At 61.8% G+C, this 24,095-nt stretch carries 22 protein-coding genes and 1 tRNA gene; 17 read left to right on the top strand and 6 right to left on the bottom strand.

Annotation, left to right across the window (positions count from 1 at the left end):
• Window positions 1-101: 101 nt before the first annotated feature.
• On the top strand, window positions 102-776 hold the full coding sequence (locus tag A3M3_RS0120765; protein ID WP_231497382.1) for a TetR/AcrR family transcriptional regulator: 675 nt from the start codon (window positions 102-104) through the stop codon (window positions 774-776).
• A 116-nt stretch (window positions 777-892) separates the two neighbouring features.
• On the opposite strand, the gene A3M3_RS0120760 is transcribed toward A3M3_RS0120765, so the two are convergent.
• A tRNA-Leu gene (locus tag A3M3_RS0120760) sits at window positions 893-975 on the bottom strand.
• Between the two features lie 361 nt (window positions 976-1,336).
• Here A3M3_RS0120760 and A3M3_RS0120755 point away from each other — a divergent pair.
• The 7 genes from A3M3_RS0120755 to pknB are packed head-to-tail and all read left to right on the top strand — an operon-like array spanning window position 1,337 to window position 10,845.
• Entirely contained in the window at window positions 1,337-2,080 is a 744-nt protein-coding gene (locus A3M3_RS0120755; protein WP_028267941.1) for an FhaA domain-containing protein, read from the top strand.
• Window positions 2,081-2,085: 5 nt separating this feature from the next.
• Entirely contained in the window at window positions 2,086-2,568 is a 483-nt protein-coding gene (locus A3M3_RS0120750; RefSeq protein ID WP_028267940.1) for an FHA domain-containing protein FhaB/FipA, read from the top strand.
• Between the two features lie 3 nt (window positions 2,569-2,571).
• Window positions 2,572-4,260: a PP2C family protein-serine/threonine phosphatase gene (locus A3M3_RS0120745; protein ID WP_028267939.1), complete on the top strand. Its 1,689-nt coding sequence runs from the start codon at window positions 2,572-2,574 to the stop codon at window positions 4,258-4,260.
• Entirely contained in the window at window positions 4,257-5,624 is a 1,368-nt protein-coding gene (locus A3M3_RS26225) for an FtsW/RodA/SpoVE family cell cycle protein (protein WP_051423471.1), read from the top strand. Before A3M3_RS0120745 ends, A3M3_RS26225 begins: the two co-directional genes overlap by 4 nt.
• Window positions 5,621-7,078: a penicillin-binding transpeptidase domain-containing protein gene (locus A3M3_RS0120735; RefSeq protein ID WP_028267938.1), complete on the top strand. Its 1,458-nt coding sequence runs from the start codon at window positions 5,621-5,623 to the stop codon at window positions 7,076-7,078. The genes A3M3_RS26225 and A3M3_RS0120735 overlap by 4 nt, the downstream gene beginning before the upstream one ends.
• Window positions 7,075-8,877, top strand: a complete 1,803-nt coding sequence (locus tag A3M3_RS0120730) for a protein kinase domain-containing protein (protein ID WP_035743431.1) — start codon at window positions 7,075-7,077, stop codon at window positions 8,875-8,877. Before A3M3_RS0120735 ends, A3M3_RS0120730 begins: the two co-directional genes overlap by 4 nt.
• Before the next feature lie 54 nt (window positions 8,878-8,931).
• Window positions 8,932-10,845: a Stk1 family PASTA domain-containing Ser/Thr kinase gene (gene pknB, locus A3M3_RS0120725; protein ID WP_155854483.1), complete on the top strand. Its 1,914-nt coding sequence runs from the start codon at window positions 8,932-8,934 to the stop codon at window positions 10,843-10,845.
• 12 nt (window positions 10,846-10,857) lie between these two features.
• On the opposite strand, the gene A3M3_RS0120720 is transcribed toward pknB, so the two are convergent.
• Both A3M3_RS0120720 and A3M3_RS0120710 read right to left on the bottom strand, forming a co-directional pair.
• Complete coding sequence (locus A3M3_RS0120720; protein WP_028267935.1) at window positions 10,858-11,499, bottom strand: aminodeoxychorismate/anthranilate synthase component II; 642 nt, start codon at window positions 11,497-11,499, stop codon at window positions 10,858-10,860.
• Window positions 11,500-11,669: 170 nt separating this feature from the next.
• Entirely contained in the window at window positions 11,670-12,524 is an 855-nt protein-coding gene (locus A3M3_RS0120710) for a class E sortase (RefSeq protein WP_231497381.1), read from the bottom strand.
• Window positions 12,525-12,699: 175 nt separating this feature from the next.
• On the opposite strand from A3M3_RS0120710, the gene A3M3_RS0120705 reads away from it, so the two are divergent.
• From A3M3_RS0120705 to A3M3_RS26220, 9 genes are all read left to right on the top strand, one after another.
• Window positions 12,700-12,951 carry a cell division protein CrgA gene (locus A3M3_RS0120705; protein ID WP_028267932.1) on the top strand — a complete coding sequence of 84 codons (252 nt, stop codon included), beginning with the start codon at window positions 12,700-12,702 and terminating at the stop codon, window positions 12,949-12,951.
• A 42-nt stretch (window positions 12,952-12,993) separates the two neighbouring features.
• Window positions 12,994-13,503, top strand: a complete 510-nt coding sequence (locus A3M3_RS0120700) for a methylated-DNA--[protein]-cysteine S-methyltransferase (RefSeq protein WP_028267931.1) — start codon at window positions 12,994-12,996, stop codon at window positions 13,501-13,503.
• The gene (locus A3M3_RS0120695) at window positions 13,503-14,018 is read left to right on the top strand and encodes an RNA polymerase sigma factor (RefSeq protein WP_028267930.1); all 516 of its coding nucleotides are present in this window, start codon (window positions 13,503-13,505) and stop codon (window positions 14,016-14,018) included. The genes A3M3_RS0120700 and A3M3_RS0120695 overlap by 1 nt, the downstream gene beginning before the upstream one ends.
• Window positions 14,015-14,635: a methylated-DNA--[protein]-cysteine S-methyltransferase gene (locus A3M3_RS0120690; RefSeq protein WP_028267929.1), complete on the top strand. Its 621-nt coding sequence runs from the start codon at window positions 14,015-14,017 to the stop codon at window positions 14,633-14,635. Before A3M3_RS0120695 ends, A3M3_RS0120690 begins: the two co-directional genes overlap by 4 nt.
• Window positions 14,632-15,327, top strand: a complete 696-nt coding sequence (locus tag A3M3_RS0120685) for an alpha-ketoglutarate-dependent dioxygenase AlkB family protein (protein WP_035743429.1) — start codon at window positions 14,632-14,634, stop codon at window positions 15,325-15,327. The genes A3M3_RS0120690 and A3M3_RS0120685 overlap by 4 nt, the downstream gene beginning before the upstream one ends.
• 56 nt (window positions 15,328-15,383) lie before the next feature.
• Window positions 15,384-15,986: a DNA-3-methyladenine glycosylase I gene (locus tag A3M3_RS0120680; RefSeq protein WP_028267927.1), complete on the top strand. Its 603-nt coding sequence runs from the start codon at window positions 15,384-15,386 to the stop codon at window positions 15,984-15,986.
• Window positions 15,987-16,226: 240 nt separating this feature from the next.
• Window positions 16,227-16,589, top strand: a complete 363-nt coding sequence (locus A3M3_RS0120675) for an ArsR/SmtB family transcription factor (protein WP_028267926.1) — start codon at window positions 16,227-16,229, stop codon at window positions 16,587-16,589.
• Window positions 16,586-17,647 (top strand): cation diffusion facilitator family transporter, encoded by a 1,062-nt coding sequence (locus tag A3M3_RS0120670; RefSeq protein ID WP_051423440.1) that lies wholly within the window; start codon window positions 16,586-16,588, stop codon window positions 17,645-17,647. The genes A3M3_RS0120675 and A3M3_RS0120670 overlap by 4 nt, the downstream gene beginning before the upstream one ends.
• Window positions 17,648-17,740: 93 nt before the next feature.
• Window positions 17,741-19,096, top strand: a complete 1,356-nt coding sequence (locus A3M3_RS26220) for an FtsW/RodA/SpoVE family cell cycle protein (protein ID WP_051423439.1) — start codon at window positions 17,741-17,743, stop codon at window positions 19,094-19,096.
• A 265-nt stretch (window positions 19,097-19,361) separates the two neighbouring features.
• Here A3M3_RS26220 and A3M3_RS26215 read toward each other — a convergent pair whose 3' ends face one another.
• From A3M3_RS26215 to A3M3_RS0120650, 3 genes are all read right to left on the bottom strand, one after another.
• A complete protein-coding gene (locus A3M3_RS26215) occupies window positions 19,362-21,542 on the bottom strand; it encodes an RICIN domain-containing protein (protein WP_231497380.1) in 2,181 nt (726 codons plus the stop codon).
• Window positions 21,543-22,623: 1,081 nt separating this feature from the next.
• Entirely contained in the window at window positions 22,624-23,493 is an 870-nt protein-coding gene (locus A3M3_RS0120655; RefSeq protein ID WP_028267924.1) for a rhomboid family intramembrane serine protease, read from the bottom strand.
• Between the two features lie 21 nt (window positions 23,494-23,514).
• Window positions 23,515-24,057 (bottom strand): peptidylprolyl isomerase, encoded by a 543-nt coding sequence (locus A3M3_RS0120650; protein ID WP_028267923.1) that lies wholly within the window; start codon window positions 24,055-24,057, stop codon window positions 23,515-23,517.
• Window positions 24,058-24,095: the final 38 nt, after the last annotated feature.

Below are 24,095 nucleotides of genomic sequence, written 5' to 3'. Positions count from 1 at the left end.
AATGAATGACGTTCATTTATCTCAACTGTAACCGGCGTGGCCCCGGCTGTGAAGACCCCGGTGGAATAATGCTGAGGACACAGCCTCCAGAAAGGTCCGCGATGCCCGCACCCACCCCTGTTCCCGGGGAGACCAAAGCGCGCCGCAGGGCGGGCCGGCCAATGGCGGCGATCCTGGACCAGTACGGCATCACTGCAGCCGCCTTGGAACTGATCAGCAAGAAGGGCTACGACGGCCTCACCATGGCCGCACTCGCCCGCTCCCTGGGCGTGGCGCCGTCGGCCCTTTACAACCATGTGTCCTCCAAAGATGAGGTCCTCAAGCTGGTTGAAGAGGACCTGATGTCCAAAGTGGACTACGGCGGCTTCGGCACGTTGCCTTGGGAGGACGCCGTCCGGCAGTGGGCGTATTCCTACCGTGGCATCTTCGCCAGGCACACTCCTTTAATCTCCGTGATCGCAGTCCTTCCGGTCACGGACGCGCCACAGACCCTCGGAATGTACGAAGCCGTGACTAAGGGCTTCCTCCGCGCCGGTTTCCCGGAGCAGCAAATCATCCCGAGCATCGTCGCCCTCGAGGCCTACATTTTCGGGGCTGCTTTCGACGCGAACGCACCGGCGGACATTTTCGACTCCGGCAAGCTGGCAGACTCGACGCCGCACTTCACCTCCGCGGTCCGCAGCCTTGGATCCGAGGGGAATAACTCCACCGCCGATCTGGCATTCAGCCTGGGCTTGGATGCCTTGATCACCGGGCTCGGGGCGCTAAGGGTGTAGCCCAACTAACTCGCACTTAACGTCGTTATGAACCGCCAAAACGACAACAAGTGCGAGTTAGTTGGGGGTTAAACAGAGGAACCCCGGTCAAAAGACCGGGGTTCCTCTCAAATGCGTGCGCGAGGGGGGATTTGAACCCCCACACCCTTTCGGATACTGGCACCTGAAGCCAGCGCGTCTGCCGTTCCGCCACTCGCGCGCAACTTCTTTCGCCAGGCTGTACCAGGATTCCCCGGACTCACCCCTGCGAAAGCAGCGAGATCAAGCATAACGGACAAGGACTTGAAAACACCAATCGACTAAGAACAGGAGCGTGAAACCCCGGGAATTGCTGGATCGCCACCTCGCTGCGCACTGCAGAAATCGCTCACGAGAGGCGGTGAAGTCAGACGAGCCGGCGAACTTTTCCGGCGTTCCGGGCGTTGTGGAATAAGACCATTCACAGTCTTGCCCAGTAGTATCGGGGTTGAGGACAGGCTCTTTGCGTGCGCTGCGGCCACTGCAAGGATGCGTCGCGGCTATTCGTACTGCAGGGTCACCGAAACGGAAGGAGAAGGACCATGGGCTTGCTTGACAGGGTTGAACGTGGCCTCGAAAAGGCCGTCCGCGGCGTCTTCTCCACGGGGTCGCGTGCGCGGGTGGAACCCGTGGAGATAGCCAGCAGGCTTCGCCGCGAACTGGACCACGAGTCCATCACCATCGCTGCCGGCCGCACGTTGGTTCCCAACGTCTTCGATGTCCATTTGAGCGATGGAGACTTCGCCCGGGCCCAAGAGTGGGGAACGCCCTTGGCCGAAGAGTTGTGCGACGTCGTCATCCAGCACGTGCGCAGCCAAGGTTACATTCTGCAGGGTCCGGTACGGATCTCCTTCCAGCACGACGACGCCCAGCGCGAAGGCCACTTCGAAATCGCGTCCAGCACCGAGAAATCCAACGGGACCGCCGCGCCTGCCGCCCCGAAGCCCGTTGTCCCCGCAGCGCCAAGGCGTGAACCCACACGGCTCCAGCCTGTACTCGACATTGGCGGACAGCGCTATTCCCTTAACGCACCTTCGATCGTGCTAGGCCGGTCCTCCGAGGCGGACATCCCGGTGGATGACACCGGCGTCTCACGCAAGCACCTTGAAATCCAGACGGTGGACGGCGTGACCCGCGCCGTGGACCTCGGTTCCACCAACGGAAGCTACGTCAACGGCCACAAAGTGGACGGTAGCGTGGAACTTACTGACGGATCCACCATCACCATGGGACGGACCAAGATCATTTTCAGACTTCTTCCCCTGCCCTCTGGTGGGCGCCCGTGAGCGACATCAGCGAACTCACCATCACAGCGCTCCGTTTCGGCTTCCTCCTGCTGCTTTGGGTACTGATCTTCAGCATCGTCTCGACCATGCGCCGTGATCTCGTGATCGGCCGCAAAGCAGCCATGGGAACGCCGACGGCGCGCGAAGTACGCAAGCATCCGGAACTCGCCCCTGCACCGCCCCAACCAGTGAAGCAGCAGGCCCGCCAACTCGTCGTCGTCGAGGGTCCGCTGAAGGGGACCACGCTTCCTTTGGCGGCCAGCCCCATCCTCTTGGGCCGCGCCCAAGAAGCCACGCTTGTCCTGGAAGATGATTACGCTTCGGGCCGGCATGCGCGCTTGTTTCCCCAAGGCAGCCGGTGGTTCATCGAAGATCTAGGCTCCACCAACGGCACCTATCTCGCCGACCAGCAACTGACCCGCGCCCTGCCGGTGGAGCTTGGCGTCCCCGTGAGGATCGGCAAGACGGTCATCGAATTGAGGCCGTAGCCCATGGCTTCCCCCCAGCCCTCCGAGGGCAAGGCGCTGCCTCCGGAGCCGCCCCTGATCATGCATTACGCGGCGCGGTCCGACGTCGGGCGTGTCCGCTCGAAGAACGACGATTCCGCCTATGTCGGCCGCCACCTTGCCGTCGTTGCGGACGGAATGGGCGGGCACGCGGGCGGAGACGTCGCCTCGGCATCCACCGTGCTGGACATGATCCACCTTGATCACGATGCATACCCGGACGGGGCGGAAACTGTCCTGGCCGACGAAATCCAGACTGCCAATTCCCTCCTCTCAGAGCTTGTCCACGTGGACCCGAAGCTCGCAGGAATGGGCACAACGGTCACGGCCCTGCTGCTCGAAGGCAGGCGACTGCACTTCGCGCACATCGGCGATTCCCGTGCATACCGCCTGCGCGATGGCAAGTTCGAGCAAATCAGCGTGGACCACACTTTCGTGCAGAGGTTGATCGATGAAGGCCGGCTGCGCCCTGAGGAAGCCGAAACCCACCCGCACAAGAACGTCCTCATGCGCGTTCTGGGCGACGTGGACGCCAGCCCTGAACTTGACTTGGACGAGCTCGACGTCGAACCCGGCGAACGCTGGCTCGTCTGCTCCGACGGCCTGAATTATGTCCAAGGCCCGGTGGTGGAGCAGGTGGTCCGCGAAACCAAGGACCTCGCAGAATGCGCCGACCTCCTCATTGAGCTCACACTCGCCAACGGGGCTCCGGACAACGTCACCGTGGTGCTCCTGGAAATCGTGGAAGCAACCGCTGGGGACGAGCTCAGCACGGCCGCCGTCGACGTCGTCAATCCGGTGCCGACCGTCCCGTCGAAAACACCGTCAGCCGAAAAGACCGCGTCTGAGGATAAAGAGTCCGGCCCCGCAGGCAAAACAGGCAATCCGGCGATAACGCCAAACAAAACAGCGCCCGACGCCGGCCCCTCCGACGCGGCCAAGGTCCCAGAGGCGGCGGGTCCGGCAACACCAGGCGGCACCTCTGAACCGCCGACCGCAACAGACCCGCACTTGGGCGAACATCTGTCTGCGGAAATCCTTCGCGAAGAACTCTCGAGCCGTCCGCACGAATTGGTCGGCGCCGCGGCTACTGCGGCGGAAACAGGGTCCATCCCCACAGTGGCCGGACGCAGCGTCGCACGGCGCGCTGCCACCGTGCTGACCCATAAGGCTGAACAGGACCGCCAGGATCCGGTGCAGCTTGTCACCCGCAACCGGCGCTGGTTGACGCCCGCGATCGCTGCGGTCTTGGCCATTTTTGTGGTTGCCGGGCTATGGCTCGGTTACGCATGGACCCAGACTCGCTACTACGTGGGTGAATACGAGCAGCATGTGGCGATCTTCAATGGTATTTCGCAGAGCCTCGGCCCGTTCCAGCTCTCGAAGGTGGAGGCCGTGACCAGCATTCGCATGGACTCCTTGCCTGAATTCACTCAACAGAGTGTTCGCCAGACCGTCCCGGCCCGCGATCTCGCCGATGCCCAGCAGATTGTGAAAAGCCTGCAGGACCGGGGCACTACCGGCCTACCAAGCAATTGCCCCACAGCCACACCCAGGCCAACGGCAAGCCCGAGCGGCACGGCAAGTCCCGCGCCGGCGAGCCCAAGTCCTTCGAATGCGCCCACGGCGTCACCCACGTCCACACCGGTTCCAAGCTGTGTGGTGTCCCCATGATTCAGGCAATAACAGCACCTAGCCCGCGCCGCAACGTCGAGCTCGCGCTCCTTGTCGTTGCCCTTGCTGTGGGAATCGGCGCCAGCGCCATGGTCGGGCTCAACAGCCCCGCGGCTTTCGACAGCGATTTCTGGTTCCAGTCGAGCCTTCTGGTCGTGGCCGCACTGGCTTTCCACATGGTCCTGAGGTTCCGCGCAAAATATGCGGATCCGATCATGCTTCCGATCGTCGTTGCGCTCAACGGCCTGGGACTGGCCCTCATCCATCGTATGGACCAGCCGGGAGAGGACACGGGCAACAACCAGCTGCGCTGGACCATTCTGGCCATGGGTGTGGCAATCGTGGCGATCTGGTTGCTGAAGGACCACCGGCTTCTTCGCCGTTTCACCTTTGTCTCGCTCGCGGCCAGTGCGATTCTTCTGGTACTGCCCCTGGTGCCCGGGATATCTGCCGGCGAAGTGCTCGGGGCCAGCGTCTGGATCCGACTAGGGTCCATGACTTTTCAACCGGGAGAAATCGCCAAGATCACCCTGGCTATATTCTTCGCAGGTTATCTTTCCTCCAATCGGGACCTTATCCTGCTTGCCGGCCGCAAGATCGGCCCCATGCAATTTCCGCGATTCAAGGACCTTGGCCCCATGATCACGGCATGGCTCGTGAGTATCGGCATCCTGGTCTTCCAGCGGGACCTCGGCACCTCGCTCCTTTTCTTCGGCCTCTTCATCGTCATGATCTACGTGGCAACGAGCCGCATCAGCTGGGTGGTCATCGGTCTTGTACTGATCCTGGGCGGCGGATTCCTGGCGGCGAAGTTTTTCTCGCACGTGGCGTTCCGCTTGGACAGCTGGTTGAACGCTTTCACTCCGGAGGTTTTCGGCCGGTCCCCTGGCGGCAGCGGGCAAATCGTCCAAGGCCTCTTCGGCATGGCCGACGGCGGCCTCGTCGGTACGGGCCTCGGGCAAGGCAGGCCGGACCTCGTGCCGTTTGCCAATAGTGACATGATTGTCGCTCTTATCGGCGAAGAACTGGGACTGATCGGTCTGTTCGCAGTGGTGATGCTCTACATGCTGCTCTTCACCCGCGGGTTCCGCGCCGCTCTCGGCGCACGGGACGCGTTCGGCAAGCTCCTCGCTTGCGGCCTGTCCTTTGCCATCGCGATTCAATGCTTCGCGGTGATCGGCGGCGTCACACGGCTGATCCCTCTGACGGGTCTCACCACTCCCTTCCTTGCGGCAGGCGGTTCCTCCTTGCTTGCCAACTGGATCATCGTGGGTTTGTTGCTCATGATTTCCCACACCGCGCGCGGCCCGGTGGACACTACGCCCATTACCCACGCCCCCAGAGAGGCGGTGACTACCGCATGAACCATTCCATACGCAACTCGTGGATGGCAGCCGTTGCCATGTTCGCCCTCCTCTTCGGTGCGATCAGCTACGTTCAGGTCATCGGCGCCAGCGACCTGAACGACAATCCCTGGAACCAGCGCGCCGTCCTGGCGAACTACTGCAATGACCGCGGTGCCATCATCGTAGGCGGCAAGCCCATCGCCGAATCCGTGGCCGGGGATGAAACCTGCAAGTACCAACGCAGCTACGCCCAGCCCGAGCTCTACGCAGGGATTACGGGTTACTTCTCCAGAACTTATGGATCCACCGGACTTGAGCAGCAGCTCCGGGATGAGCTGGCAGGCAGCTCCGACCAACTCTTCCTGGACCGGGTGAGCCAGATTTTCCTCGGCAGCCAGCCGAAGGGAGCGTCGGTGGAACTGACCCTCGATCCAGTGATCCAGAAGCTCGCCTACGATCTCATTCCTGACGGCCAGCGTGGTTCGATCGTCGTTACCAACCCGAAAACGGGCGCCATCATCGCCATGGTCTCCAAACCGTCCTACGATCCCAATCTGATCGCCACGCACGATCCCGCCAAGGAACAGGCAAGCTACAACCAGCTCAACCAGGTTCCGGGCATCAACCTGAACCAATCCGTGAGCGGACCGACCGGTGAGCTGCTGGCGCCCGGTTCCGTGTTCAAGCTCGTCGATACCGCTGCTGCGTTGAGCTCCGGAAAGTACAATAAGGACAGTGTCCTACCGAACCCGGACAGCCTCCCCTTGCCCGGTTCCAATGCTTCGTTGCCCAACTATGCCGGCGGAAACTGCTCAACCCGTAGCACGGCAGATTTCCCGTTCGCGCTGGAGCAGTCGTGCAACACGCCGTTCGCCAGCATCGCCCTGGACCTGGGGCAAAAAGCCATCGCGGACCAAGCCGCCAAGTTTGGCTTCGGGCAGGATTTCGGCGACCAGCTCAAGCTTCAGTCCGCGATCAGCGTCTTCCCGACGGACCTGGACCAGGCAGAGCTTGCCCAGTCCGCCGTCGGGCAGCGAGACGTCAAGGCCACTCCGCTGCAAATCGCGATGATGACCGCGGCAATTGCCAATCACGGCGTCCAGATGAAACCGAACCTCATCAAGACCGTGCGGGCACCAGACCTTCGGGTCATCAGCGAACCCAAAGCCGAGACGTTGCGCACCTCCACGACTCCCGAGATCGCCAGCCAAATCACCGAGTGGATGACCGACGTCGTATCCAAAGGCATCGCAAGCGGCGCCGCGGTACCGGGAATCCAAGTGGCCGGAAAGACCGGCACGGCGCAACTTGGCGATACAGGCCTGAATAACTCATGGTTTACCGGGTTCGCCCCGGCGAACGACCCGCAGGTGGCCGTCACCATTGTCATGGAGAACGTTGACGTGCTAACCGGAGCAAAGCTAACCAGTCCGAACGCGAAGAAGATTTTTGAGGCGGTGTTGAATAAGTGAGACCTTCGTCAGGAATCACCCTCGGCGGCAGGTTCCAGCTGACCAGTCGCATTGCGATTGGCGGCATGGGAGAGGTCTGGAGGGCCAAGGACCAGATCCTTGGCCGGATCGTTGCCATCAAGGTGCTCAAGGAGGAATACACCGGCGACCCCGGGTTCCTCCAGCGCTTCCGAGCCGAGGCCCGCCACACCGCGTTGCTTAACCACGTCGGGATTGCCAACGTCTTCGACTATGGAGAAGAAGACGGCTCCGCCTACCTGGTCATGGAGCTGGTGCCGGGTCAGCCGTTGAGCAGCATCCTGGAGCGTGAGCAGGTCCTTTCGCCGGACCGCACACTGTCCATCATTTCCCAGACTGCCCGGGCGCTTGCGCCCGCGCACGCCCAGGGCCTGGTGCACCGCGATATCAAACCGGGCAACCTGCTGATCACGCCGGACTTCCGTGTCAAGATCACTGATTTCGGCATTGCGCGCCTCGCGGACCAAGTCCCGCTCACACAGACCGGACAGGTCATGGGTACCGCCCAGTATCTGGCGCCGGAACAGGCTACGGGACAGACGGCCACGGGTTCCTCCGACATATATTCACTCGGCGTTATTGGGTACGAGTGCCTCACCGGGCACCGTCCGTTCTCCGGTGAATCGCAGATCGCCATTGCGCTGGCCCAGGTCAACGACGCCCCGCCGCCGCTGCCTGAAAGCCTGCCCACTCCCGTTCGCGCGCTGCTGATGTCCATGCTCGCCAAGGACCCGAAGAACCGTCCTGCAGACGCCATCAAACTGGCCGAGGCGGCGGAAGCTATCCGTCGGGGCGACATCGCCGCGGCCCATGCAGCCGTACCAGGGATGTTGTTGTTCGAATCCGCCACGGGTCCCATCACTGCACCTACCAGCATCGCTACGGCGCCTACAGGCATCGTCACCTCGCCGTACGGCCAGGAAACGCGTTCGACGTCGACGTCGGCACTTCCCGTGATCGGCGCCGCGGCGGCAGGAGCCGCAGCCGCAGGGGCTGCGGGCGAAGGTGGAAATGCGCTCTCCCGCGCCAATGCCCTGGCCGCCGAGCGTAGCTTGGATGAGGCCGACGAGCACGACCAGTACCTCCATGAGGAAGAGGAGTACCAGACCGAGCCGCAACGGAAGAGGCGCAGCCCGTGGACCTGGCCGCTCATCGCCCTGATTGTGCTCGTGCTCCTTGCCTTGCTCGGAGCGTTCCTGACCCAGTCCGGATTCTTCAACCCAAGTAGCCCGGCACCGGCCAGCACGAACCCTCCGTCTGTGACCTCCAGCGCGCCCCCTACCTCCGCGAGTCCGACCCCCACGCAGACTTCGGCCAGCCCGACACCCACCGCGACCACCCCGGAGGCCATCAACCTGATCCCGGAGGCGTACAAGGGCCAGCCGTATGACAGGGTGCGCTCGGACCTCAACGCGCTCGGCCTCGTCGTCAACGGTATCCAGGTCTTCGATCCATCAACGCCTGGCACTGTCATTGACATCAACCCTTCCGGCCCCGTGCCCAAGGGAGCGACGATTGACGTGAGCTACTCCAAGGGGCCGCAATTGGTTTCGGTGCCGACCATCGGCAAGGGAGCGACCGAATCACAAGTGCAGGCTGCCATCGAAGGCGCAGGCCTGCGCTGGGTGACGGGAGCCCCCGTTGATGGAACAACCGGCCAGGCGCCGGGAACATTCGTCAGCTCCGATCCTGCCGCCGGACAAAAAGTGGCTGCTGGATCCGTAGTGACCTACCACTTGTCCACGGCGACGCCTACTCCCTCTGCCACGAGCAGCAAATAGGACACTATGCCGACCGGACGCTCCACACCTGCCCACAGAGAGGACAGCACTCCAATGACAACCCAGCGCGTCCTCAACGGGCGGTACGAACTCGGTGAACTACTCGGCCGTGGCGGCATGGCGGATGTCTACAAGGGCACCGACACGCTGCTCGGCCGAACCGTGGCGGTAAAGCTGCTCCGTGCCGATCTTGCCCGCGATCCACAGTTCCATGCTCGCTTTAAGCGCGAAGCGCAGGCAGTGGCGGCCCTGAACCACTCCTCGATCGTGGCCATCTATGACACTGGGGAGTACACAGTGTCCGGTGGTCCGGGCGAGGACGTCCGGGTCCCTTACATCGTCATGGAATACGTGTCCGGCCGGACTCTCCGCGACCTGATCCGGGCCAAGGAACTGGACATCGATCAAGCCATCGAGTTCATCCTCGGCGTGCTTTCTGCGCTGGAATACAGCCATAAGGCCGGGATCGTCCACCGTGACATCAAACCGGCCAACGTCATGGTGTCTGGTGATTCAAACGCTGTGAAGGTCATGGATTTCGGCATTGCCCGAGCCATGGCGGACTCTGCGGCAACCATGACCCAGACCCAGGCTGTCGTTGGTACCGCCCAGTATCTCTCACCGGAGCAGGCTCGTGGCGAGACCGTGGATGCCCGTAGCGATCTGTACTCTGCAGCGTGCCTGCTGTTCGAAATGCTCACCGGCCGGCCTCCGTTCACGGGCGACAGCCCTGTCTCGGTGGCTTACCAGCACGTCCGCGAGATCCCGGAACCGGCCAGCTCGTTCAATCCGGCTGTTTCAGAGGCACTGGACAGCGTTCTTGCCAAGGGCCTGCAGAAGGACCGGGCCGACCGTTTCCAGGATGCGGCAGCCTTCCGCCGTGCCTTACGCGCGGCAAAGAACGGCGTGGCAGTTCCCGCCGGAACACCCACGGACCCCCAGGAGCTTGTACCGTCGACGCAATTGCTTCCCGAAGGTTCTTTGGCGCGCGGCCTGACGGGAGCAGAATTCCTGGACGCCGCCCAGACGGGAGGGCCGGACGGTGGCCGGGACGCCGGCGACCAGGACACCATGCTCGCCTTCGCGGCCAGCGAATCGGACTCAGACCACGACGGCGCCATGCCGCTTGGGTTCGCCCTTGAACACGAGCGGACCGCCCGCCAGAAGTCCCGCCGTCGTGCTTGGACGGCCGTAGTGATCATCTTTACGTTGCTGGTCCTGGCTGGTGGCGGATTGTGGCTGTACAACACAGTGAACCAAAAGCCGGCCCCACCGGCGTTGGTGTCGGTGCCGCAGGTGGCTGGCATGAGCGAAGCCATGGCACTTCAGGCGCTGTACGGCGCCAATCTCAGCCCTGAGTCACGCCGGGTTCCGCACGATACCGTCGCCAAGGGCACCGTGATCAGCACTGACCCTGCAGTGGGGTCCGAAGTGGCACCGAACTCGCGCATCATCCTGAACGTTTCAGACGGACCGGTCTCCGTGAAAGTACCTGCAGGCCTCAGTGGCCTTACGGAAGCCGCCGCGCGCGACCTCCTCCGTCAAGCCGGCCTCGTGGGCGGATCGAGCACCTTGGCCAATAGTCCTACGGTTCCCGCAGGCTCCGTGATCAGCACCAAACCCGATTCCGGGGCTGTTGTGGGCGCAGGCAGCACCGTCGACTTGGTAGTGTCCACAGGCAAGGTTTCCATGCCTCAACTGGTCGGCTTGAGCGCTGCGGATGCCGAGGCCCTGCTCAAGGAGAACGGCCTGGTCATGGCGGTGACCGAGCAGGAAAATTCGCAAGTGACCCCGGGCACGGTGACGAGCCAAGGCGATGCGTTCAAGTCCCTCGTGGAGCAGGGCAAGACCGTCAGCGTAATCGTGGCGAAGGCTCCTGCTCCGTCGCCGAGCCCTAGCCCCAGCCCGACTACCAGCCCGAGCCCAAGCGATACCCGGGGCGGCCACGGGGGAAACTCAAGCGGTTAGCACTGGTGGCAGCTAGCGCTGGATCAGGGGACTCAGGGTGGCTGCACGGGCGGCCGCTCCGGACATCCCCAGTGATTCAAGCCAGTTGCCGAGCATGAGGTATCCACCTTCGGTCAGCACTGATTCAGGGTGGAACTGCACTCCGCACAGCGGCGCCGTGCGATGCTGCAGGCCCATGACTACCCCGCTGGCGGTTTCAGCGGTGATTTCCAGGACGTCGGGGATACTCTCGCGGACAGCTGCCAAAGAATGGTAGCGCGTAGCCGTCACCGGCGACGGCAGACCGGCGAAAACGCTCTTGCCGTCATGTTGCACGGGTGAGGTCTTGCCGTGCATCAGCTCGGGCGCATGAGTGACCGTGCCACCATAGGCCTCCGCCAACGCCTGATGGCCAAGGCAGACGCCGAACATCGGCTTGTTGTGGTCTCCGCACCACTTGATCAACTCGATGCACACGCCCGCTTCGGCAGGGGTGCCGGGACCGGGGGAAATCAATACCCCGTCTCGGGCGTCCGCCAGCTCGATCGCCTCGGCGAGGGTGACGTCGTCGTTCCGGACCACTGTGGTTTCCGCACCGAGTTCCTGCAAGTAGCCGACGAGGGTGTAAACGAAGCTGTCGTAGTTGTCCACGACGAGGATTTTTTTGGTGCTCATGGCTGCTGTGCTGAACCAATCGTTGAGTCGCTGAGGGTGGTGAACTGTGAAAACCAGGGGAAAAGGAACTCGACCATCAGGACAAGCGCGCATGCCACGAGGGCTGCTGATGTCAGGATACGCACCCACAGGGGTCCCGGGAGGTGACGGAAGATCCATCCGTACATGGGTTATCCCTTTCCGCGCGTATCGGCGACTTGTTTGGCGATCTCCTGCGGCGGACCGGCGGATGCCGGCTGCCAGCTTTCCAGCAAGGAGTAGGCGATGATACGTTCTTGCGCACCGAATCGCGGATTGCAGCTGGTCATGGTCAAGTAGCTTTCGGTGGGTGTCGCTCCGGGCTGGGTGGGGACCGGAAGAAGGACGTCCGTCCGTGAAGGCAGCACGATCTGGTTGTTGCGGAAAACGTATGTGTAGTAGCCGTCGTTGGTCTGCACGTAGATTTTGTCGCCTGGAACCAAGAGGTGGATGTTATCCAACACCGCGCCATGGGTCTGGCGGTGTCCCGCGACGGCGAAGTTGCCCGGGGCCCCAGGCATACTCGTGGAGCCGTAGTGGCCGAGACCCAGCGTGTCCAGGACGTCGGAGCTGGTTCCCTCGATGATGGGCCGCGAGTAATCCGGTCCGAACCGGGGAATGTACATGATGCCGATCATGCTGCCATGCCCAGGAGCCTGGGCAACCACTGGCTTCCCGTAGTCCGGTGCTCCGGCAGTGGGGACGGCGGGCGTGAGGGGTCCCGCGAAATCCTTGGCAAAGCCGTGGACGGCTTGGCTTTGTTTCGCATCGGCTTCGATATTGGTCCACCACAGCTCCCACGCTACAAAGAGCAAGAGGACGACGCCTGCAGTAAGGAGGAGCTCGCCGATGACTTGGACGACCTTGCGCACCCTGTCACCCGTGCTTGGGCGTCCCTTGCGTCGAGCGGAGCGGGACTCGTGTCTCCCGGTGCGGGGAGCCTCCACACCGATTTCCGCGCCGTCGTCGGACATGGCAGCGGCTTGTTCCGTCTGCTCCTGCGGCAATGGGTCTCCTCTTGACAGGCGCGGAGGCTCGGCGACGAACAGTGTCCGAAATCCGGCTAGACTTGATTGCTAGTACGAACCCGGAATTGCCGCGTGCGCGTTGACCGCTGGAATCTTCCTTCCTGCAGGATATCAAGCCGGCGTGGCCTTTCATTCAGCCGGCCAAGGAGGATCCGTGCCCGAGTCCAAGTCCCGCAAGAGGTCCACCCGCCCCACCGAGGCGGCCACCGCACAGCAATACAAGCCGAACCCCGTCTGGTACAAGCCCGTCATGTTCGGACTGATGATCATCGGCTTGCTCTGGATCATCACTTTCTACATCACCAGCGGCCAGCTTCCCGTGCAAGCATGGGCGTCCTGGAACATCGTTGCAGGCTTCGGCATTGCGATCGTGGGCTTCCTCATGACCACGCGTTGGCGCTCCTGAGCGGTCACCTCACATTTCCGCCGCCTGCACCGTCTACTAGGCATGACCACCAGGCACACCACCATTGATTCTCCGCTGGGCCAATTGACGCTGACTGCCCAGGACGGGGTCCTCACGGGCATCTTTTTCGAGGGACATTGGCATATGCCGCCTTCGGAATTCTTCGGTGCTCCCGCACCTGCGAAGGACCCCTTGTTCCATCGAGCCGCCACTGAAATCGGCGAATACCTGGCTGGCGAGCGAACAGTGTTCGAGTTCCCTTTCAAGGCCTCCGGGAATCCGTTCCAGCAGCGGGTCTGGGCAAGGCTCGAACAAATTCCCTACGGGGAAACCGTCAGCTACGGGGAATTGGCCACCGAACTGGGTGATCGCAAGCTGTCCCAGGCCGTCGGTTCAGCGGTTGGCCGCAATCCGCTCAGCATGGTCATCCCGTGTCACCGGGTCGTGGGGCACGACGGGAGGCTCACCGGATACGCCGGCGGCCTTGATAACAAGCGGTTACTGCTGGAACTCGAAGAACCGGCGGCGGCGAAGGAAAGCAAGCTCTTCTAATGGTGCCCAAGAAGCCGTTCGAGCTGATCGTCCGGGAGCACGGACCCACGGTCTTGCGTGTGTGCCGCGTAGTTCTGGGCGTCGACGACGCGGAAGACGGCTGGTCCGAAACTTTTCTCTCCGCTCTGAAGGCCTACCCGGAACTTCCGGCGGACGCCAACGTCCAGGCCTGGCTCGTGACCATCGCGCACCGCAGATCCATCGACATTCTCCGGGCCAGGAACCGCCGGCCGGTTCCGGTGGATGAACTGCCTGTGCGGCCGTCCGCGCTCGGCATCCCGGGCGACGGTCACGGAGAGGTGCTCGACGCCGTCGGGCAGCTTCCGCCGAAGCAGCGCCAGGCGGTGGCCTACCACTACCTCGCCGGGCTCCCTTACACGGATGTCGCCGAGCTTCTTGGCGGCACTCCCGACGCCGCCCGTCGGGCGGGTGCCGACGGGGTCAAGGCGCTACGCAGTATTCTCGCCGCCGGCTTCGTGAGCTCCCCAGGCTATGTGAAAGAAGAGACCCCATGACCATCCACCACGAGGAACCGGACGTCTCCGGGTTCTTCGCACGCGTCGATTCCGTGGACCCAGCCGTCCTTCGGCGGCTCCATGACCGCCTCGCAGCCGAAGCCGCGGAACGGCACACCCTCGATATTGCCTACCGCACCTTGGATTCCCCGATTGGCCACCTCCTGCTGGCTGCCACCGAACGCGGTCTGGTGCGGGTGGCCTTTGACGTGGAAGATCACGACGCCGTATTGCAGCTGCTCGCCGAAAAGCTCAGTCCACGGATCCTCTTCTCGCCGGCTCGCCTGGATTCCGCGGCCCGCGAGCTGGATGAATACTTCGCCGGGTCTAGGCGCAGTTTTGACCTGCCCTTGGATTTCAGTCTTTCGCGCGGATTCCGCCTCAGCGTCCTGGAGCATTTGCCGCGGATCGCCTACGGCCACACGGAAAGTTACGCCCAGGTGGCCTTGGCGGCCGGAAGCCCCCGGGCCGTTCGCGCGGTCGGCAGTGCTTGCGCCACCAACCCGCTTCCGGTAATCGTTCCATGCCACCGCGTGGTGAAATCCGATGGATCTTTTGGCAATTATCTTGGCGGCACGGCGGCCAAGCGCACCTTACTGGCTCTGGAGGCGGCATGAGTTCAGGGGGGACGGAGCCGCTGTTTCCGCTCGAGTTGCCGGACGCGTCCGACGCCGGCCCTCGGGAGATCGCGCCCGGTGCCATTCACGTTCCGGGCTGGCTGAGCCTCGAGCAACAACGGTGGATCGCGGCCCGTTTCGGCGAGTGGACCCGTGGCCCCGTCCCCTTGCGTGCCGCGGTTCTTCCCGGCGGTCACCCGATGTCCGTCCGGACGGTTTGCCTGGGCTGGCACTGGCAGCCCTACAGGTATACACGCGAGGCCTTCGACGTCAACGGGGAGCGAGTCCTCGACTTTCCCGAGTGGATGCTTCGTTTGGGTCGCAAAGCCCTGTTCGAGGCATACGGTGACCCTGTCGAAGCTGCGGACTTCGCGCCGGACACCGCGCTGGTGAATTTCTACGACGGCGCCGCCAAGATGGGGATGCATCAGGACAAGGACGAAAAGTCCCGGGCTCCTGTGGTCTCACTCAGTATTGGGGACAGTTGCATCTTCCGCTTCGGGAACACGCACACGCGCACCAAGCCGTATACCGACGTCGAGCTGTCCTCCGGTGACCTCTTCGTGTTCGGCGGCGCCTCCCGTTTTGCGTACCACGGCATCACCAAAGTGCTCCCCGGAACGTCCCCCAAAGGATGCGGACTGCCCGGCGGGCGGATCAATATCACGATGCGTGTCACTGGAATGTCGTAGGCCCGGGGCACAATGTCAAAAGCAGCTTTTGCCCGACGTCCTGTGGAGGATTGACCATGACGCCGCCTGAGAACGGCACCATCATCGGCGATGATGGCCTTGCGCGGCCACCTTGGGCCTCCGTTGACCCGCTCTTGCGCGAGTACTACGACCACGAGTGGGGCATGCCTGTCCGGGACGAGCAGGGCTTGTATGAACGCATCAGCCTCGAAGGATTCCAGGCGGGCCTGTCCTGGGCCACCATCCTGCGTAAGCGCGAGGCCTTCCGCTCCGCCTTCCTGGACTTCCGGCCTGATAGTGTCGCGACCTTCACCGAGGCCGACGTCGAGCGGCTGATGCAGGATCCGGGGATCGTCCGCAACCGCCTTAAGATCCGGGCCGCCGTGACGAATGCCAAGGCCACCATCGCCCTGCGCAGCGAAGGTGGATTGGTGGACTTCGTTTGGTCGTTCCAGCCGGAGTCGACGCCGGAACCGCGGACCTTTGCCGACGTCGCCACTCAATCGGTAGAGTCCGTTGCTTTGTCCAAGGCCCTCCGCAAGAAGGGCTTCGCTTTCGTGGGGCCCACCACCATGTATGCGCTGATGGAGGCCATCGGCATGATCGATACCCATCTCGTAGACAGCCACCGTCGGGGGAGCTCCGGGGTGTGGCTTTGAGACCCTTTCTCTTTCCATAGAAGTGCACAACTTTATCCACAGCTGTGGACAATTCATGTGGACATCCACGCACCTGTGGAGAAAATCCCTGACATTCAGCTCGCTATGGGGACATCTGCCTTAGAGCTGTTGTTTTACCCAGTGTGAACAAGGTTGTGGATAGTCGTTCCAGGGCCAAGAGTTCACCGGGAAAGCATTGAGAACCAGCTTCCCGGTCGAAAAGTGTGGAATAATCTGCGTATGAATGCAGATAGTAAGGCTTGCTCCTTGGGAGTTGACAGCCATTACGTTGAGTTGGCCGTCGAAGTGTTCGCGATGCTGGCCGACGCTACGCGGGTGCGGATCATCTTGGCGCTTCGCGAGGGCGAAATGGCGGTTGGCGCGCTGGCGGACCTGGTGGGGAAGTCCCCGGCGGCCGTATCCCAGCACCTTGCCAAAATGCGCTTGGCAAGGATGGTTTCCACGCGCCAAGACGGAACCAAGGTCATGTACCGATTGGAGAATCAGCACGCCCGCCAGTTGGTCGCGGATGCCATTTTCCAAGCAGAACACGCCCTGGGCGGCACCCCTACACACCACCACGCAGAAGAAGCAAGGGCATGAGCAGTCATCAACACCTTGATCATCATGGGGAGCACGTGCACGATCACGAGCATGACCACGACCATGACCATGACCATGACCATGACCATGACCATGACGGACACTCCCACGAACACCACAAGGGTCTCAAGGGGTGGCTGTATGAGCTGTTTGTCCCACACACCCACGACGCCGCCGATTCCATAGACGATGCCCTTGAGTCCTCTACCCAAGGCATTCGGGCACTGAAGATCAGCCTGTTTATCCTCCTCGGCACCACCGTGCTGCAGTTTCTTGTGGTCCTGATCAGCGGCTCCGTCGCGTTGCTTGCCGACACCATCCATAATTTCTCCGACGCTCTCACGGCCGTGCCCTTGTGGATCGCTTTCATCCTGGGACGTCGTGCAGCAACCCACCGGTACAACTATGGGTATGGGCGTGCGGAGGATCTTGCCGGCCTGTTCATCGTCGGCGTGGTTGCGCTTTCCGCCGTAGTCGCGGCATGGCAATCCATCGATCGCTTGTTCCACCCGCAGCCCCTGCACAACCTGTGGTGGGTTCTCGCGGCCGGTCTCATAGGCTTCGCGGGCAATGAAATTGTGGCTGTCTACCGCATCAGGGTCGGGCGGCAGATCGGATCTGCCGCCTTGGTCGCCGACGGCGTGCATGCCCGCATTGACGGATTCACGTCCCTCGCCGTGGTGCTTGGCGCCGGCGGCGTGCTGCTCGGCTTTCCCTTGGCGGACCCGATCGTCGGCCTGTTGATTTCGGGGGCCATCATTGTCCTGCTCTGGGGTACGGTACGCAGCATTGGACGACGCCTGATGGACGGGATAGAACCCGAACTGCTCGACACCGCCCAGGCGGCCCTGGAAGGGACCCCCGGCGTACTCTCCGTGCCGAAATTGCAACTTCGCTGGGTTGGCCACCGTCTTCAGGGCGCCACCACCATCGTCCTCACCGACGCAGCCTTGTCAGCGGTGGAAGAAATTGTCGACAACGCCAGACACCAGCTTGAGCATGCACTCCCCAAGCTCGACGACATGGTGATACAGCCCATGACAAGACCGGACAACTGATGGACGCGATCCTGCCCCCAAGCAGCGCCCAGCTGCTGGGACTATGATTGCCCACTGAGCAGGGACACACCGAATCCACGAAAGAAGATGCCCATGAGCCAGCAAGCGATTCCGGCGAAACCTCGTCGGAACGTGGAGATGGTGCTGTTGGTGCTGGCGCTTGGCGTCGGAATCGGTGCCCTTGCAATGACCAGCGTGGACAAGAAACAAGCCCTTGACGCTGGATTCTGGCTTCAAGCGGGAACCTTGACGGCACTGGCCGGGATCTTCCACGTTGTCCTGCGGTTCAAAGCCCGCTATGCGGATCCGGTGATCCTGCCGATCGTGGTGGCTTTGAACGGCCTCGGCATCGCCATGATTCGTCGACTGGATGCGTCGAACGGTACCTCTGCGGGGACCAACCAGCTGACATGGACCATCGTCTCGGTCTTGGTTGCAGCCGCCGTGCTGTGGCTGTTGAAGGACCATCGGCTATTGCGCCGGTACACCTTCATTGCTCTCGCGGTCAGCGCCGCCCTTCTCATCCTTCCCCTCGTCCCGGGAATTTCCGCCGGCGACATCAACGGCGCGAATGTCTGGATACGCCTCGGTTCGCTGCAATTCCAGCCCGGGGAAATCGTAAAGATTACGCTTGCCGTCTTCTTCGCGGGCTACCTGTCGTCCAACCGGGACCTGATCTTGTTGGCCGGCAGGAAATTCGGGCGCCTGCAGTTCCCCAGGATCAAAGACACCGGTCCCATGATCACCGCTTGGGTCGCCAGTGTGGGGGTCCTGGTCTTCCAGCACGATCTCGGCATGTCGATATTGCTCTTCGGCCTGTTCATCGTGATGATCTACGTTGCCACGAGCCGAGCCAGCTGGCTCGTCCTGGGCGTGGTTCTCATGCTTGCTGGCGGATACGCCGCAGCAAAGATTTTTTCCCATGTGGGCCTGCGCATCGACGCCTGGCTCAACGCGTTCGATCCCCAAGTATTCACCCGCTTCCCGGGGGGAAGCGCCCAGATTGTCCAGGGCCTCTTCGGAATGGCCGACGGCGGCCTGATCGGAAAGGGCCTCGGGCTCGGAAGCCCCGACCTTGTGCCGTTCGCCAACAGCGACATGATCATCGCTTCACTGGGTGAAGAACTCGGCCTGATCGGGCTGTTCGCTATTGTCCTGCTCTACTTGCTTCTCTTCACCCGCGGATTCCGTGCCGCTTTGGGCATCAGGGATGCGTTCGGGAAGCTCCTTGCCTGTGGGCTGGCCTTTAGCATGGCCCTTCAGTGCTTCATCATCATCGGCGGCGTCACCCGCCTCATTCCCCTCACCGGACTGACGACCCCGTTCCTCTCAGCGGGCGGATCCTCCCTCCTTGCCAACTGGATCATTGTCGCCCTCCTCTTGCGGATCAGTGACGCGGCCCGCAGGCCCCAAACAATTGCTTCCCAGAACGAACACGTTCCGGTCTGAACTCCCTCTACGCCCGGGCCGCTGAGCTCCGTTCCTGGAGTTCCGCAGCAGCCGGCGGCAGGATTGCCCCTCTGGTCCGAGGCTCAGGCCTGCCGCCGAAGCTGCTTATTTGTTCTTGAGGCTGTCCCCTTTTACCTCGCCTGTGTTGTCGGGGACGGGGAGAAGCTGTGGGGCCGGATTCAGTCCCCACAGCTTCTCTTGGCGACTTAGCGCCCAGTGATGCAAGGATGCCTATTGGCATCTGCCGTCACCCTATTTGGCGTATTCAGACGCGTTTCCATTGTTGGTTCGTTCCGCCATTACAGGTCCAGACCTCTACCGACGTGCCGTTGGCCGTGTTCTGGTTTGCGACATCGAGGCAGAGACCGGATGACTTGGACACGATGGTTCCGTCCGAATTCACCGTCCATTGTTGGTTCGTTCCGCCGGTGCAATCCCAAATGCCCACGCTTGATCCGGGACTGGTCGCGTTGTTGAGGAGATCAAGGCATTTGGAGTCGCCGAAGATGCGAAGTTCTCCGGCTGCCGTCACGTTCCACTTCTGGTTCGCGCCGCCGTTGCAGTCCCAAATATCTTCCAGAGTTCCGTTGGTTGTGGAACTGTTCGGCACGTCGAGGCAGCGCCCGGAACCGACGCCGACCAGTGCCCCCACAGGGGCTGCTTCCTGGAAGGTCATGGCTTGGTTCTGCGGTGTCGTGGTATCCGCTGATTTTCCGGTGGTGTTGGCCCAATTGCGGTACGGGCTCGTCTGGGCGGTGGTTGCTGTGAGGCTGATGACCAGCCCGCTGTACCTGTTAATGATCCGGTAGCTGCCGGTTGGTGAAGTCGAACCGCTGGTCGACGGGGTGCTGAGGTCCGCTTGAATGAACCACTGCTGGCCTACGGTCGGCCCGGTGCCGGACAGGGGAGCGAGACCTGGCTTTGCCGCCCAGGCCCGGCTTGTCGTGACGGAGGAATCAACGCCGAGCGCAAGACCGGAAACATTGTTGGTGATGCGGTACGAACCGTCGTTGTTGCTAGTGAATTTCCACCCTTCAAACCCTGCGCCGGCCGGAGCACTGACCACTGCAGTTGCATTGGCCCCGGACTGGGTGAGGAGCTGCCCCGACCCTGATTTGATGTAATACGCCTTGCTCGGATCCACGACCGGCGCTGCCGGGTTGTTCGAATCGATCGTCACGTCCACGTGCTCCGAACTCGACACAGTTCCGGAAGTGTTGGAGCAGTAGAAGTAGCAGTAGGACCGGAAGGTCTTTCCGAGGATATTTCCGGTGGTCGCGGTAGCGGAGTCACCCATGAACCGGTACCAGGACTGCTGGGTGTAGTTGGGTGTGGAGCCGATGTCGGTCCACTGCTGGGTCGCTAGATCGTCCGTGGCATAGAAATGCAGGGGCCTCGATACACCATCTCCGAGGTCGGTCTGGGGGGTTCCGATGTACTTGCCCAGATAGGCATTGTAGGAGACGTTCATGACGAACAGGTCCGAACCGTTCTTGGGGAGTTGCCCGGCGGCGGCCTGCTGGCCGATAGTCCCGGTGTTCAGGGGATTGTAGTCCTGGCTCGCCGGAACATAGCCGTTGGGGTAAGCGGTGGAAACCGAGTGAAGATTGCTCTCGCTACCGCCTATGCCGGGGGTCTGCCACTGACCGTTGTAGTACTTCTGCCACGATCCCTTGGCCATTTTCTGGGAGATTGGCGCCCGGGCGACATGTTCCCCGAACCCGTCAGGGCCCCAGCTGCCCCCTTGGTTTATGACTCGTGAGCCATAGTAGACGTAGAAATACCCGGAAGCATTGTCTACAACCAGGCGCTGGTCGCCATCGCCGTAGTAGTAGGTCTGGTTCGGGAACGCTGTCGTGTCTCCACGCGTCGTACTGTACGGGGAGGTGATCGCATGGTCCTTGATCGACCACGTCTTTCCTTGATCCGTCGACACCGCATAGTCGATCGCGTCGAAATGAATTCCGTCACCCATGGGTTGGGGCGTGAACTCGTTGTGCACCAAGCCGTACCAGTCCCCGGTGTCCGGGTCGACCCACGTGCTTGAAAGATCGCAATAGTTACGCTGTGAATAGCTGCTGCCCGCCGGGGCATAGCTTGCTTGGACACCGGTGGGGCTGTTGTTGCATCGCCACGTCGTGTCCTTGTTGCTGTCCAACGAGTTGGCCGGATTCACCGAGTCACTGATCGAAGAACGCGTAGCGTTGTCAAAATTCGTTCCTGTGTAAAAATCCCAGTGCCTCTGGGCAGTGGCAGCGTAATCAGATATCGACTGCTGGAAGTAGAACGTACCGTCCTTGTCGATGAACGGGTTGGCCGGAGTGTCAGTAGGGTGTCCATCCTGGGTGACCGAGCCACTCGACACCGTGTAGGTCGTTGCAGTCGTCGTAGCCGAAGCGCCTGCGGGGGTTGTCGCCAGAGCCAGGCAGGCTGTTGCAATCACCACCGCTGAAGCGTACAAACTTCGTTGTCTTACCATTCCAATTTCCTAACTCGTTTCGGGGAAATATCCCAGTGGTGACCCAGGAATCGCCCTTGATTTGCAGCCCGTTTACAGCGCGTCCCGTATACCCCCGGATACAGGCAAACCGGCTGGCAATCCCGCACAGCTCCGAAATGTTATCGATAACCTGAGATTGCTAAACCCAACTTTGAGCCCTGTTGTCCCTTCCGGTCAAGACTTCGACGAGATTCACGTGCAGTGCTCGCGAAATCGCCGGGCCGCCACGGGCACGGCGGTGACGATGAGGGATGGACCTGTCATTGGGAACGCGCGGGGATATCAGACTCGATCAGGCTCGAGACCAGCCCCTAAGTCAGGCGTTTCCACTCTGCGAAGAAAATTGTCGACCCGGGCGAGAATCTATCCCACGGAAGTTACACACTTAACAACAGGCAGGTACCCACAAGTTATCCACAGTTGGGGAAAAGCTGTGGCTACAAAGTGGAAAACTCCCGAAAGGGCGGGCTCCAGGACCGTGCAAGGGCGGTCGAACTACAACGGTGTGAGTTATTAACGTTGTTGATAACCCTGTTGATATTCTGCTCTCGCCGCACGCGACGGTGAGGTTGTCCACACATCTCCCAAAATGGCGCTTCTTATCCACATAACCACAGGCGAATCGGCGGCAGTTATCCACAGTTGTGGACACCCATCCACAGGAGAACCAACAATCCCCGCCATCTCGCCATCTGCAACCCATCCACGACGGAACTACATGCTTGTAAGTTACGCACATTGTGGATAAATCCTGTGGAAAACCTTCACCGGGGCCTTCAGGGCCCTCGCCGATCTTGTTGATCGCAGATGCTTGCGGGGCTGGCGTTGGGCGACGCTACTGTTGGGTCCGCGTCCCCTGGAAATGCGTCTAGAGTCCTACGACGCACGGACCCGCCGCAGCGACCGCTACACAGCCTGAGACGCGGCACGAGCCAGCCGCAGGGCCGAGGGCATCACGGAGTCAATGGATCGCTTGGAGGCACTCCGGGGATAAAATGCGCCTGGAGTAAAACGCGGTGGGAAGCGTTTAGCCTACCGTGACCCGGAAGATGGTAGCCAGTACCAGAATCGCGGCCACAAGAGCCATCCCGCCAGCCTGCAGCAATGCCCGGCGCGGTCCGCGCGGGGCAAAGGCAATCACGACGGCACACAAGCCACCCGTAATCAGGCCACCAAGGTGGGCCTGCCAAGCGATTCCAGGCACAACGAAGCCGATGACACCGTTGATGGCAATAAGGATCCACAGTTGCCGGGTGTCTCCGCCACGCCGGCTCTGGACCACCAGCAATGCACCAAAGAGACCGAAGATCGCACCGGATGCACCTTCCACACCGGTGGGAGGCAGGATAGGCGTCAGCAGCAGGAAGCCGACGGAGCCGCCGATCGCTGACAGCAGATAAACAGCCAGGAAGCGGATACGTCCCAGCACGGGCTCAAGCACCTGGCCGAAGATCCAGAGCATGTACATGTTGAGCCCGATGTGCAGGACAAAACCTTGGGAGTGGACAAAAGCGGACGTCAGCATCCGCCAAGGTTCGAATGCCCCAAACTGCGGGGTGGCGTAAACGGATGCGAAGGCGAGTTGATTCTCCACGACATCGCCGGGGATCAGCCACTGCAGGATGTACACCAGGACGCACAGTCCGATAAGCACGTACGTCGCCAGCGGACGGCCAGTCGCAATGGCGCCGCCATAAGCGGAACGCACGGCCGGCGTCGAACGCTTCATTTCATTGACGCAATCAATGCACTGGAACCCGACGGCGGCCGCCCGCTGGCATTCGGGGCATGCAGGACGCCCGCAACGCTGGCACCGCACATAGGAGGGCCTGTCCGGGTGCCTGGGGCACACCGGAATGCCTGCGGACGGCTCTGCCGCCGGGATTCCATAACTCATATGCTGCTTAGACTCCGGGGATCAGAGCTGGACGATGTCAATGCTGTTGATGACCACGTCTTCGACAGGGCGGTCGCCCATTCCGGTGCGGACAGCCTCGATGGCGTCGACAACCTTCTTGGACTCTTCGTCGGCAACCTCACCGAAGATGGAGTGCTTGCCGTAGAGCCAGTCAGTGTTGACCGTGGTGATGAAGAACTGGGAACCGTTGGTGCCCTTGCCCATCTGGACGCCGGCGTTCGCCATGGCCAGTTTGTAGGGTGCGTTGAAGTTCAGTTCCGGATGGATCTCGTCGTCGAACTTGTAGCCCGGACCGCCGATGCCACGGCCGAGGGGATCGCCGCCCTGGATCATGAAGTCTTTGATGATGCGGTGGAAAATGGTGCCGTCGTACAACGGGGTACCGGTCTTGTCTTCGCCGGTCTCCGGGTGCGTCCAGGACTTTTCGCCGGTGGCCAGGCCAACGAAGTTGGCGACTGTCTTGGGCGCATGGTTGCCGAAGAGGTCAACCACGATATCGCCGAGGCTCGTGTGGAAAGTTGCTTTTGCGGTTGCGATGGTCATAGCGCCATTCTTTCATGCAGGGTCAACGCCGAGCCCGC

Source organism: Arthrobacter sp. MA-N2 (assembly GCF_000517125.1).
Lineage (GTDB): Bacteria > Actinomycetota > Actinomycetes > Actinomycetales > Micrococcaceae > Arthrobacter > Arthrobacter methylotrophus.
The sequence above is the reverse complement of the archived record's forward strand: the minus strand, read 5'-3'. Positions and strand labels throughout refer to the sequence as shown.

What these genes read in the sequence shown, in the direction of transcription:
- A3M3_RS0120680 (WP_028267927.1), top strand. Translation starts at nt 15,384, where the DNA reads ATGACGCCGCCTGAGAACGGCACCATCATCGGCGATGATGGCCTTGCG.
- A3M3_RS0120735 (WP_028267938.1), top strand. Translation starts at nt 5,621, where the DNA reads ATGAACCATTCCATACGCAACTCGTGGATGGCAGCCGTTGCCATGTTC.
- A3M3_RS0120755 (WP_028267941.1), top strand. Translation starts at nt 1,337, where the DNA reads ATGGGCTTGCTTGACAGGGTTGAACGTGGCCTCGAAAAGGCCGTCCGC.
- A3M3_RS26220 (WP_051423439.1), top strand. Translation starts at nt 17,741, where the DNA reads ATGAGCCAGCAAGCGATTCCGGCGAAACCTCGTCGGAACGTGGAGATG.
- A3M3_RS26225 (WP_051423471.1), top strand. Translation starts at nt 4,257, where the DNA reads ATGATTCAGGCAATAACAGCACCTAGCCCGCGCCGCAACGTCGAGCTC.
- pknB (WP_155854483.1), top strand. Translation starts at nt 8,932, where the DNA reads ATGACAACCCAGCGCGTCCTCAACGGGCGGTACGAACTCGGTGAACTA.
- A3M3_RS0120720 (WP_028267935.1), bottom strand. Translation starts at nt 11,499, where the DNA reads ATGAGCACCAAAAAAATCCTCGTCGTGGACAACTACGACAGCTTCGTT.
- A3M3_RS0120655 (WP_028267924.1), bottom strand. Translation starts at nt 23,493, where the DNA reads ATGAGTTATGGAATCCCGGCGGCAGAGCCGTCCGCAGGCATTCCGGTG.
- A3M3_RS0120675 (WP_028267926.1), top strand. Translation starts at nt 16,227, where the DNA reads ATGAATGCAGATAGTAAGGCTTGCTCCTTGGGAGTTGACAGCCATTAC.
- A3M3_RS0120690 (WP_028267929.1), top strand. Translation starts at nt 14,015, where the DNA reads ATGACCATCCACCACGAGGAACCGGACGTCTCCGGGTTCTTCGCACGC.
- A3M3_RS0120765 (WP_231497382.1), top strand. Translation starts at nt 102, where the DNA reads ATGCCCGCACCCACCCCTGTTCCCGGGGAGACCAAAGCGCGCCGCAGG.
- A3M3_RS0120695 (WP_028267930.1), top strand. Translation starts at nt 13,503, where the DNA reads ATGGTGCCCAAGAAGCCGTTCGAGCTGATCGTCCGGGAGCACGGACCC.
- A3M3_RS0120650 (WP_028267923.1), bottom strand. Translation starts at nt 24,057, where the DNA reads ATGACCATCGCAACCGCAAAAGCAACTTTCCACACGAGCCTCGGCGAT.
- A3M3_RS0120700 (WP_028267931.1), top strand. Translation starts at nt 12,994, where the DNA reads ATGACCACCAGGCACACCACCATTGATTCTCCGCTGGGCCAATTGACG.
- A3M3_RS0120670 (WP_051423440.1), top strand. Translation starts at nt 16,586, where the DNA reads ATGAGCAGTCATCAACACCTTGATCATCATGGGGAGCACGTGCACGAT.
- A3M3_RS0120685 (WP_035743429.1), top strand. Translation starts at nt 14,632, where the DNA reads ATGAGTTCAGGGGGGACGGAGCCGCTGTTTCCGCTCGAGTTGCCGGAC.
- A3M3_RS0120745 (WP_028267939.1), top strand. Translation starts at nt 2,572, where the DNA reads ATGGCTTCCCCCCAGCCCTCCGAGGGCAAGGCGCTGCCTCCGGAGCCG.